Source organism: Alteromonas sp. 76-1, from assembly GCF_900654235.1.
In the GTDB taxonomy this organism is placed as follows: Bacteria; Pseudomonadota; Gammaproteobacteria; order Enterobacterales; family Alteromonadaceae; genus Alteromonas; species Alteromonas naphthalenivorans.
Map to the genome: position 1 here is coordinate 46,156 of NZ_LR136958.1, position 11,597 is coordinate 57,752.

Annotated in this window: 6 protein-coding genes and 2 rRNA genes; 2 read left to right on the forward strand and 6 right to left on the reverse strand. The window is 43.1% G+C overall.

From position 1 onward, the window contains the following. Positions 1–339 precede the first annotated feature (339 nt). Together ALT761_RS00190 and rrf are read left to right on the forward strand one after the other, a co-directional pair. Positions 340–3,217: ribosomal RNA gene (locus tag ALT761_RS00190) — 23S ribosomal RNA — on the forward strand. A 188-nt stretch (positions 3,218–3,405) separates the two neighbouring features. Then, positions 3,406–3,521 (forward strand): 5S ribosomal RNA (gene rrf, locus ALT761_RS00195). Positions 3,522–3,937: 416 nt separating this feature from the next. On the opposite strand, the gene ALT761_RS00200 is transcribed toward rrf, so the two are convergent. The 6 genes from ALT761_RS00200 to imuA all read right to left on the reverse strand — a co-directional run bounded on the left by ALT761_RS00200 (position 3,938) and on the right by imuA (position 11,524). Beyond that, positions 3,938–4,465: an acyloxyacyl hydrolase gene (locus ALT761_RS00200; RefSeq protein WP_129735610.1), complete on the reverse strand. Its 528-nt coding sequence runs from the start codon at positions 4,463–4,465 to the stop codon at positions 3,938–3,940. A 135-nt stretch (positions 4,466–4,600) separates the two neighbouring features. Then, positions 4,601–5,407, reverse strand: coding sequence for a hypothetical protein (locus ALT761_RS00205; RefSeq protein ID WP_129735611.1), 807 nt, complete (start codon positions 5,405–5,407; stop codon positions 4,601–4,603). Between the two features lie 63 nt (positions 5,408–5,470). Continuing rightward, positions 5,471–6,268 (reverse strand): hypothetical protein, encoded by a 798-nt coding sequence (locus ALT761_RS00210; RefSeq protein WP_129735612.1) that lies wholly within the window; start codon positions 6,266–6,268, stop codon positions 5,471–5,473. Between the two features lie 68 nt (positions 6,269–6,336). Further along, on the reverse strand, positions 6,337–9,408 hold the full coding sequence (locus ALT761_RS00215) for an error-prone DNA polymerase (protein ID WP_129735613.1): 3,072 nt from the start codon (positions 9,406–9,408) through the stop codon (positions 6,337–6,339). Further along, positions 9,408–10,808: a Y-family DNA polymerase gene (locus tag ALT761_RS00220; protein ID WP_129735614.1), complete on the reverse strand. Its 1,401-nt coding sequence runs from the start codon at positions 10,806–10,808 to the stop codon at positions 9,408–9,410. The genes ALT761_RS00215 and ALT761_RS00220 overlap by 1 nt, the downstream gene beginning before the upstream one ends. Before the next feature lie 2 nt (positions 10,809–10,810). Next, positions 10,811–11,524, reverse strand: coding sequence for a translesion DNA synthesis-associated protein ImuA (imuA, locus tag ALT761_RS00225; protein ID WP_129735615.1), 714 nt, complete (start codon positions 11,522–11,524; stop codon positions 10,811–10,813). Between the last annotated feature and the right edge of the window lie 73 nt (positions 11,525–11,597).

Below are 11,597 nucleotides of genomic sequence, written 5' to 3' on the forward strand. Positions count from 1 at the left end.
ATTGTTAGTGTAGTGCCTACACAAATTGTCTTGTTTAATAGTTTAAAGATGTGCCTTAGAGCGCTTAATTTTGATTGTGAAATCAAACTTAAGTGCTTTCTTTGAAAGCATTATGTTCTTTAACAATTTGGAAAGCTGATATTTAATTAGTAAATCAATCAAAATTTGAGTAATTGAGAAGTCGAAAGACGTACTTACTACTCTACTTGACTTGAATTGCTTGTTATCAATCTTTATTTGATAGCAAGGCAATTTCACGATTAGCTTGTCATGCATACAACACTACCCATACTCGGATTCAAAAGGCGAGTATGACTGCAAGGTCTTTTGGGGTTGTATGGTTAAGTGACTAAGCGTATACGGTGGATGCCTTGGCAGTTAGAGGCGATGAAGGACGTGTAAGTCTGCGAAAAGCTGTGGTGAGCCGACAAAATGCATTTGAGCCACAGATGTCCGAATGGGGAAACCCACCTATTTATAGGTATCGTTGTATGAATATATAGTACAACGAGGCGAACGAGGGGAACTGAAACATCTAAGTACCCTTAGGAAAAGAAATCAACCGAGATTCCCCTAGTAGCGGCGAGCGAACGGGGATTAGCCCTTAAGCAATTATGAACGTAGTGGAAGCCTCTGGGAAGTGGCGCGATACAAGGTGATAGCCCTGTACACGAAGTGTTTGTTTTTGTGAAATCGAGTAGGTCGGGACACGTGTTATCTTGACTGAATATGGGGGGACCATCCTCCAAGGCTAAATACTCCTAACTGACCGATAGTGAACCAGTACCGTGAGGGAAAGGCGAAAAGAACCCCTGTGAGGGGAGTGAAATAGAACCTGAAACCGTATACGTACAAGCAGTGGGAGCAGACTTGTTCTGTGACTGCGTACCTTTTGTATAATGGGTCAGCGACTTATATTTAGTAGCAAGGTTAAGCGAATAGCGGAGCCGTAGCGAAAGCGAGTGTTAACTGCGCGTTTAGTTGCTAGGTATAGACCCGAAACCCGGTGATCTAGCCATGGGCAGGTTGAAGGTTGAGTAACATCAACTGGAGGACCGAACCCACTAACGTTGAAAAGTTAGGGGATGACTTGTGGCTGGGGGTGAAAGGCCAATCAAACCGGGAGATAGCTGGTTCTCCCCGAAATCTATTTAGGTAGAGCCTCGGACGAATTCCATTGGGGGTAGAGCACTGTTAAGGCTAGGGGGTCATCCCGACTTACCAACCCTTTGCAAACTCCGAATACCAATGAGAACTATCCGGGAGACACACGGCGGGTGCTAACGTCCGTCGTGAAGAGGGAAACAACCCAGACCGCCAGCTAAGGTCCCAAAATATTGCTAAGTGGGAAACGATGTGGGAAGGCATAGACAGCTAGGAGGTTGGCTTAGAAGCAGCCACCCTTTAAAGAAAGCGTAATAGCTCACTAGTCGAGTCGGCCTGCGCGGAAGATGTAACGGGGCTAAGCAATATACCGAAGCTGCGGATACGTGTTTACACGTATGGTAGGGGAGCGTTGTGTAAGTGGATGAAGGTGGATTGAGAAGTCTGCTGGACATATCACAAGTGCGAATGCTGACATGAGTAACGATAATGGGAGTGAAAAACTCCCACGCCGGAAGACCAAGGTTTCCTGTCCCATGCTAATCAGGGCAGGGTAAGTCGGCCCCTAAGGCGAGGCAGAAATGCGTAGTCGATGGGAAACGGATTAATATTTCCGTACTTATATAATCAGTGATGGAGGGACGGAGAAGGCTAAGCAAGCTTGGCGTTGGTTGTCCAAGTGAAAGCAAGTAGGCCGAGAATTTAGGTAAATCCGGATTCTTAAAGCTGAGATGCGAGACGAGCTACTACGGTAGTGAAGTTGTTGATGCCCTGCTTCCAGGAAAAGCTTCTAAACTTATGATTATATGAACCGTACCCCAAACCGACACAGGTGGTCAGGTAGAGAATACTAAGGCGCTTGAGAGAACTCGGGTGAAGGAACTCGGCAAAATTGTACCGTAACTTCGGGAGAAGGTACGCCCTTGTTTGTGATAGGACTTGCTCCTTGAGCAGATGAGGGCCGCAGTGACCAGGTGGCTGGGACTGTTTATTAAAAACACAGCACTCTGCTAACTCGCAAGAGGACGTATAGGGTGTGACACCTGCCCGGTGCCGGAAGGTTAATTGATGGGGTTATCTTCGGAGAAGCTCTTGATCGAAGCCCCGGTAAACGGCGGCCGTAACTATAACGGTCCTAAGGTAGCGAAATTCCTTGTCGGGTAAGTTCCGACCTGCACGAATGGTGTAACCATGGCCACGCTGTCTCCACCCGAGACTCAGTGAAATTGAAATCGCAGTGAAGATGCTGTGTACCCGCACCTAGACGGAAAGACCCCGTGAACCTTTACTACAGCTTGGCACTGAACATTGAACCTACATGTGTAGGATAGGTGGGAGGCTTCGAAGCACAGTCGCTAGATTGTGTGGAGCCGTCCTTGAAATACCACCCTTGTATGTTTGATGTTCTAACATTGGTCCCTTATCGGGATTATGGACAGTGTCTGGTGGGTAGTTTGACTGGGGCGGTCTCCTCCCAAATAGTAACGGAGGAGCACGAAGGTTAGCTAATCACGGTCGGACATCGTGAGGTTAGTGCAATGGCATAAGCTAGCTTAACTGCGAGACAGACACGTCGAGCAGGTACGAAAGTAGGTCATAGTGATCCGGTGGTTCTGTATGGAAGGGCCATCGCTCAACGGATAAAAGGTACTCCGGGGATAACAGGCTGATACCGCCCAAGAGTTCATATCGACGGCGGTGTTTGGCACCTCGATGTCGGCTCATCACATCCTGGGGCTGAAGTCGGTCCCAAGGGTATGGCTGTTCGCCATTTAAAGTGGTACGCGAGCTGGGTTTAGAACGTCGTGAGACAGTTCGGTCCCTATCTGGTGTGGGCGTTGGATGATTGATGGGAGCTGCTCCTAGTACGAGAGGACCGGAGTGGACGAACCGCTGGTGTTCGGGTTGTCATGCCAATGGCATTGCCCGGTAGCTACGTTCGGAACGGATAACCGCTGAAAGCATCTAAGCGGGAAGCCGGCCCAAAGATGAGTCATCCCTGACTTTTAAAGTCCGGAAGGGTTGTTATAGACGATGACGTTGATAGGCAGGATGTGGAAGCGTTGTAAGGCGTTAAGCTAACCTGTACTAATTGCCCGAGAGGCTTAACCATACAACGCCCAAGAGGCTTTATAATCTTGAGTGTTGTAAGACAAAGCTAATTAAAGCAACTAGAGTAGTAGTACTCAGTGCTCAAAAGATTGATTACGTGAATATCAGAATTCCTAAATTGTTAATTATTAAAGTGATATGGACTGAATAAGTCGGTATTACGCAAACTAACGTTTGCAAAAGTTTATGCTTGGCAGCCATAGCGATACGGTACCACCTGATCCCATTCCGAACTCAGAAGTGAAACGTATTAGCGGCGATGGTAGTGTGGGGTTTCCCCATGTGAGAGTAGCACACTGCCAAGCTCCCATTCGAAGAAAGGGCTATCCTAACGGATAGCCCTTTTTTTATGCCTTTAGAAAAGTGGGAATTAGCGCGAAGCCCGTTGCTAGAAGTTACCACGTAGCTTACTTATGCCGTTTGACTGACTTCCAGCTGTATCTAGATCTGCAAAACAGTATGTTAATACACAACTACTGAAAACTATGGTTAAAGTGAGTCTCTTAATAACGTACCCATAGTAAGTTATACAGAAGAAAATAATAAAATCATGTGAGCTAGTAGGTTAAGCTACATATTTCATGCCATAGCTTATCTGTCTGCTTTAAGACATAAGCTTTCAATTTAAGTAATTTAGTTATTCCCATAAGCCTCACCAGGTAAATTATGAACATGAAAGTATATGTGGGCATAAAGCCCACTTAAGTTGAAGCAATGACTATTAGAAACTATATGCGTACGACAGGTTCATGAAATCCAATCCAGGGTTATTACTGTTAAATCCCCCATTAGAGAAGTGCATGTAGCGCAAGGCGACGTGTTGGCTTTCATCAAGTTCAAGCACTAAACCTAGCCTGTCTTCAAATTGGTAGTTAGAACCTATATCTTTGCCTGCTACTTTCTCATCATTGATGAAACTTGCCCCTATACCTGCTTCAACAAACAGAGGGTAGTCATACACGGTGCTAATTTGCTTCATAAAAATTGGCGTTATTGATAGCGCGTAGCTTGTGCTATGGTTATTGTCTTCACCGTATTCCCAATGGTAAGCGCTAAGCTCCCAGTACAGTTTGATATCACCAAACCATCCAGTGCTTAAGTTGTGTTCTAATGGTCGATAGGCAAAACGAATACCGTCGATATTGTCAAAGCCATTCATATAATCAACGCTGACGGTTTGTTTGGCTTGCGCTAAGTTAGGTAGTAAAAGCAAAGCTAGGACGGTAAGTTTGAATGTATTTTTGAACATGTTGTCTCCTTAATATAGAAGGAGAAAGCAAAATCACTACCAGAAATGAAAATCTATAATTTTCAGTGGGTTAAAGTCAATTGGAATGCTTATGTGTTTTTAGTTACTTAAGAATTTTCTTGAAATAAGTAATTATTACAGGGGCTTCCACACTTCGTCTTTCTCAATATTTTGTTCTGTTCGAAACCTTTCTACCAGCTCTTCAGGTAGAGCAATATCGTATTTTTCGTAGATGTTAGATATTAAGCTTTGGTTATTTATTAAGAATACGTTTAGCTCTTTAATTATTTCGGGGTGGCGTAAAGTGGATAATAGAAAAGGGACATCAATAAAAGGAAGTGTAACATCAACGGAAAAGGGACCCAGTTGAGGGTAACTCTGCATAAAATACTTTCCAACGTGATATTCAACATCTACAGCATCGACTTCTTTATGTTGAAGTAGTGAAAGCGCATTATAAGTTTCTTCAATGGGAACTAAAGATAAAAGGTTGTCATCAATTCTGCTTTGCCATTTAACCGGTGTAAACCCTTGTGGAATAGCTAACTTCTTAATGAAATTTATCCCTTTTCCAATATCTTCTGACCTAACAAGTGTTCCAGATAACGTATGAGTAATAGGCTTCGAATAGGTCTTCTTGAAAGCGGTAGTATCTGCGCTATTCCAACGTGGGTTATCAGGATAGACGAAATCTACATTCCCTTTATTTAATTCAATTTGTAACCTTCGAACAGGCATGTCTAAATAAACGAATTCATGCCCTGAGGCATCAGAAAAGGCTTCTAAAATTGCCCACCCTACGCCTTTATCAACTTTAGAAGTGAAATCATAGTGAGGAAAGTACTCAATATTTTGAGCACCAATAATGTACTGTTCTGCTTGAGCTAAGTTGCCGCCGAAAATAAAGAGAAGGCAGTAGAAAGTCCGTTTTATATAGCCCACTGGTGTTACCTTATTAATGAATACTATTTTTTAACACAGAGATTAATAATAGCCCATAAACGGTTATTCAGGCTGCCAAATGTCTTTATCTTCAATACTAAATTCAGTTTGAACCTGTTGTGTCAGTGCTTCTAATGTAGTCATACCATAGCGTGCTTTGATCGAATCAATAATTGCTGGGTTATTATTTATAAATGCATTGAGTTCCTCAATGACTTCCTGGTGTCTTAAAGCAGAAAGCATAAAGGGGATCTCGTTATGGGGTAGAGTAATATCTAATATGAAAGGGCCTATTTGCGGCGACTGATTAGAGTAGTAATTTCCCACATGGTATTCGAAATCTAAGGCGTCTACACGCTCTAATTGTAGTAACGACAAGCCTGCAAAAGTATCAGAGATAGACACTATTTTAATGAGGTTTTGATCTAATCTTGCTTGCCAATTCACTGGAGTAAATCCAAGGGGCATAGCAATTCTCTTAATAGCGTTGATACCTTTATTCACATTTTTTGGTTTTACAAAAGTACCTGTAACGGCACGGGTAAGTGCAACCGAAAAATATTTTTCTTTGGTGTCAGTGACATCGTTATACCAGCCCGGGTTATCGGGATATACAAAATCCACATGCCCTTTGAGCATTTCCATTTGAAGACGCCGAACAGGCATAGTTAAATACGAAAATTCGTGACCAGATGCTTCGGAAAAGGCTTCAAGTATTGCCCAGCCAACACCCTTATCAATAGGTGAAGAAAAATTATAATGGGGGTAATATTCTATATTTTGTGAGCCTACAATAAATTTTTCAGCAGTTGCCGCTGTACTAATCCATATCAGTAATAGGCAAAACAACCCCTGTTTCATATCGAACTCCTTGTCATGTTGATACTACAATACCTGAGACTATAAAACGCGTATATACGCAATTGGACTTAATGAAAGTCTCTTGATGGCATACTGATATCCTCAAGCCATGGTGTTCGGTCTATTAATTTTCCCGCAATAATATGAATAACCCCCTCCTTCGAGCGTTCAATAATTCCATCAACTTGCATAAGCTTAGCCTTTAAAAAGCTCTTATGCTGGGCGCGAGAGGTAGCCTGCCATACTACAACGTTAATATTTCCAGTATGGTCTTCTAACGTTAAAAATGTAACCCCAGCTGCACTGCCTGGTGCTTGTCGCCCAGTCACGCATCCAAGTATTTTTACAATAGATTTATGAGGCTTTTGAAGTAAAGCTTTAGCTGGGGTAATAAAGCCTAGCTCTCGCTCTCTGTGCAACAGTGCTACAGGGTGGTCGTTAACCGAAAGCCCTATAGAAGCATAATCTTCAATTAAGGTTTCTGCTACGCTTGGGGTAGTATTGAAAGTGTCCTCGTTATTAGTATGTTCAAACAACGGCAAATTGGCTTGCTTGTCCATTAGCCGCCAACGTGTTTGATAGCGATTACCTGCAATACTTCTAAATGCATCTGCACTCGCTAATGCTTCTAGTTCATCAGGACGTATTGCGAGGGTTCGCACACCCTCTATATTTTTATAGCCAGTTGACGGCCTGCAGCTAACAATAAGGTTTGCACTCTTTTCACTTAAGCCTTTTACAAGCGTTAGGCCAAGCTGGATTTGCTTATCGCCTTTACATTCAACAATTAAGTGTTCGTAATTTGATGCATTCACACAAGGCGCATGTACCGTAACATGATGGCGCTTTGCATCTAGTACCAGCTGTGAGGGCGTATAAAAACCCATTGGCCAGCTGTTTAACAAGGCAACATAAAACTCAACAGGAAAATAATATTTTAACCAACATGATACATAAGCTAACACGGCGAACGATGCTGAGTGGGACTCTGGAAAACCATAGCCAGCAAAGCCTTTAATTTGTTCGAATAGATTATTTGAAAAACAGGCATCGTAGCCTCTCGATACCATGCCTTTTATCAGCTTTTCTTTAAACTCAAAAATTCGGCCGTCTTTTTTCCAGCTAGCCATAGCGCGACGTAATTGATCTGCTTCACCGCCACTAAAGTCAGCCGCAACCATGGCCAGTTTTATCACTTGTTCCTGAAAAATTGGAACACCCATAGTACGCGATAACACTTCTTTTACTTCTTCAGAAGGGTAGGTTATGGCTTCTTTTCCATGCCGCCGTAGAAGATAAGGATGCACCATATCCCCTTGAATAGGGCCGGGTCTAACAATAGCTATTTGTACCACTAAGTCATAATAACGGCGAGGCTTTAAACGAGGAAGCATCGACATTTGTGCGCGAGATTCAATTTGAAATACGCCGACGGTATCAGCTTGGCAAATCATATCGTAAACCTGTTTGTCATCGCCTAATTTGGTAATGAAAGGAATATCTATATTGATAGGGAATTGCTTGTTAAGTAAGTCAAAGGTACGGCGAATGGCGCTTAGCATGCCCAAAGCTAATACATCAACTTTAAGTAGTCCTAGCGTTTCAATATCATCTTTATCCCACTGAATAATAGTGCGCTCTTGCATAGCTGCATTCTCAACAGGGACCAACTCATACAGTGGCCCTGAACTAATAACAAAACCACCAACGTGCTGAGAAAGATGCCGAGGCGTGCCGAGAAGTTGCTCGGTGATACTAATTAGAAGTTTTACCCTTTCATTTGCCGGGTCGAGCCCTAAATTCGCAAGCTGAGACTGCCAAGGAATGACACTATCTCGGCGATTAATTTGCTTCATCACGAAGCTTAATTGCGACTCACTGAAGCCCAAGGCTTTACCTACATCTTTAAACGCTGATTTAAAGCGATAGCAGATAACCGTAGAAGCAATGGCAGTTCTTTCTCTGCCATATTTTTCATAGATATATTGAATAATTTCTTCACGACGTTGGTGCTCGAAATCTACGTCGATGTCAGGCGGTTCGTTTCGTTCTTTAGAGATAAAGCGTTCAAAAAGCACATTGATTTGCCGTGGATCAACGGCGGTAATCTCTAGGCAATAGCACACAATAGAGTTAGCCGCCGAACCTCTGCCTTGATAGAGGATTTTGCGCGCTTTGGCGAATTGAACAATGTCGTAAATGGTAAGAAAAAAGTACTCGTACTCTTGTTCGTGAATAAGTGAGAGTTCTTTTTCAATAAGTGCCCTAAGCGCATCGGTCAGGCCATCTGGGAAACGCACTTTTATGCCGGCTTCTACACGCTCTCTCAAATACGTGGTGGGCGATGCACCTTTGGGTATAAGTTCAGAAGGATATTGATAGCGTAGCTCTGTTAACGAAAATAGACAGCCTCTCGCCACGTCAATAGCATTGGCAATCCACTTTTCAGGGAAGAGCTTTTTTAATTTTGAAACGGTACGCAAGCTACGCTCGGCATTGCTTAATGCTGCTCGCCCCAATTTACTTACTTGCGTATGTGCTTGGGTGGCATGAAGAACATGTTGAAGTGGAAGGTTATCCACATGGTGCATAAGCACGCCAGTACAAGCAAGAATAGGAAACTCAAATCTTTCCTGTAGTTGTGTGTAAGTCGCAAATCGATGATGATCATACCCATCAAGTAAACGTTGTGCGCCTATGTATGTTTTTATATTGGGTTGGCTGGTTAGCCAAGTCGCCCAGTAATTATCTTTTTCTTCCTGAGTACTAGGGATCCATATTAGCGTGCAATGACGTATCGTACGCAAATCCCACTCTGCAAGTTGATACTCACCTTTTTGGCTGCGCCTTCTGGCATTAGTAATAATGCGGCAAAGTTCGGTATATGCTGCTTTATCAGGGCAGAGTAATACAAAAGAGAATGCATTATCGAAACGAAAGTAGCTGCCGATAATGAGCTTAATAGGAAGTTTTTGCTGTGTGATTTCAGCATAAGCTCGCACCACACCGGCCACGGAACATTCATCGGTAATCGCTAACGCTTCGTACCCAAGAAAAGAGGCGGTAGTCACTAACTGGGCAGGAGAAGATGCCCCTGTTAAAAAGCTATAGTGGCTTTGACAAAAAAGCTCACTATACATTAACTGTAAACGCCTTGTGTCCACCAACTGGCTTTTGCATCTTTAAAAACTAACAAGCGCACACCGTGACTAGTTTCGGCTATAAAATAATCTTTTTGGCTAGCAGCGCTACTCCACCACTGTGTCTGAAGTCGAATAGGACCAAAGCAAATACGTGTCGCTAGGTTTAGGGGCATAGGGTGTTGAAACAAGAAGGCAGGTGCTATATCAGTGGTATAAGCAGGTGTAGTTTCTACGACTTGATTTACTGTCATGCCTTCAAACGTGTGGCTGTTTCCCGCTTTAGGATGAAGCGTACTGGCATTGCCTAATTTAGCTTTTAATCTTCCAATAAGTTGTTTTTGTGCCACGGTGGTAAATCGATGTGAAAAGAAATCGTTTCCATCGTTCTCAATGGACTCGAATTGCTGGCAAGTTAGGGATATAGCAACGGCGGGTTCCGGCAATAGAAGCGTCTCAATTTTAAGTTCAACCAGTGCCAACCAGTCCTTTTGTGCAGCAAAAGGCATAGCCCCATTAACCTCTATTAATAAGGGCTCTTCTTCTCTAAAGTGCACGCGAAAAATAATAGATGAGGTGAGTAAGTTTCGTGCGCGTAAGTAGTGTTCTAGCGTAACTAGTAGGGACTTAATACTCGGCAATAAGTGTTGAGTGTTCTCCACTTCAAACGATAGCGTTTTTGTTCGCTGAAATTTTTCCGAAGGCCTGAATAAAGCATATTTTGGGAAGGTTTCTCCCCTTAGGGCGGTTAAATAACGAATAGTATCGTTTGAAAAGCGCTGTCCAAGTTCATGAACAGGAAGTTTAAGTAGTTGGCCTACCTGTCTGACACCTACTTTAGCAAGTGTGGCAATGGTTTTTGAATCAAGCGAGGTCTGCTCTAGCTTACACCGTGACAATAGTAATATTATGCTTTCTTTATTATCGGTATAGCGGTTTGTTTTATTGTGAGCGAGAAGGCGAGCTGCCTCCACCCCCCATGCTGTGGCGAAGTAATAATGAATACCCGCAGAATGTAGTTCGTTTATAAGTACATGCCATAAAGCGTCAAGGCCACCGTAATACTGCAGTAAATTATCAAGTCGAATAGCGATGGCGTTGTGATCATCAATTACAATATCTGATGCGAGTGGGTATAACCGATGTGCAAGAAACAGAAGCGTTTCCTTTTCGGTATTACGGTTAAATTCCAGAATGTGCACTTGAGGGCAAAGCGCAGCAGCTTGTGCAAGCCCTTGGCCGCATTCAATTCCTTTTTTAATGGCGTGCGAATTAGCTTGTACTACTTGGTTGCCTTGTTCGTGATAAACCACAACAGGAATTTCACCGTCGGTGGCGCCGCCATCGTTTTTATAGGCATCAAGGGTTAACTGATAGCAGTAAAAATAAGCCCATAGCATGATTAAATCACCGAGTGTAATGTTGGCTCGGTTTTCTTATTATTCTGCATAGCCGATTGAATGGCGTGGTTGTTAGGGGTCCATGAGTGGGGGACCACAATATTCGATACGGGCCATCCATGACGCTGCTTAATGATATTAACAACCAATTGCGCATCACGAATATGCAGACTTAAATCGAGAGCAATGGGAAAAGAAGCCCCTTGTTGATGAGGGGAAGTAAAAAGTAAGCAAAGGGTATCGTTATGCGATGCAGCCACTTGTAAACGCCGAGCTGCTTTTGCATCCATAGTATTATTCCAAAGCAATACACAATGACAAGCTGCACTTTTTAAGCATTGCTCTGCTGCCCACAAGGCTTCTTTATCTGTTTTTGCAAGCACGACAATGACTTGTTCTAAGTCTACGCCTAAGCTGCTTAACCAAGGTGCTTGAAGCTGTGCGGGTGGTTTTATAAATACACGCAGTTTGTGCGCCCGATGCATCGTTAAAACTTGTTTAAAAAGCGTGATTTCCCCAATACCGGTTAATGACGCAATTCTGACTACTCCGGAAGTCGCGATACCACCATGCAGGGCCTCATCTAAAACACGAGGACCCAGCAAAAACTTGTTTTCACTTACAGGCTTCTCTCGAGCTCGCCATATATGAGGGTGCTTATCAAAAAGCGCCGCTTTTGAACGAGTTTCATTAATGGGTGATATAGGAATATTCATAACACTATAATACTGTATATATGTACAGTATTATAGTGTAGAGGTTTGTATTTTCAAGATAAGGCAAATAGTT

Coding starts and splice junctions, on each gene's coding strand:
- ALT761_RS00200 (WP_129735610.1), bottom strand. CDS start 4,465: ATGTTCAAAAATACATTCAAACTTACCGTCCTAGCTTTGCTTTTACTA.
- ALT761_RS00210 (WP_129735612.1), bottom strand. CDS start 6,268: ATGAAACAGGGGTTGTTTTGCCTATTACTGATATGGATTAGTACAGCG.
- ALT761_RS00215 (WP_129735613.1), bottom strand. CDS start 9,408: ATGTATAGTGAGCTTTTTTGTCAAAGCCACTATAGCTTTTTAACAGGG.
- ALT761_RS00220 (WP_129735614.1), bottom strand. CDS start 10,808: ATGCTATGGGCTTATTTTTACTGCTATCAGTTAACCCTTGATGCCTAT.
- imuA (WP_129735615.1), bottom strand. CDS start 11,524: ATGAATATTCCTATATCACCCATTAATGAAACTCGTTCAAAAGCGGCG.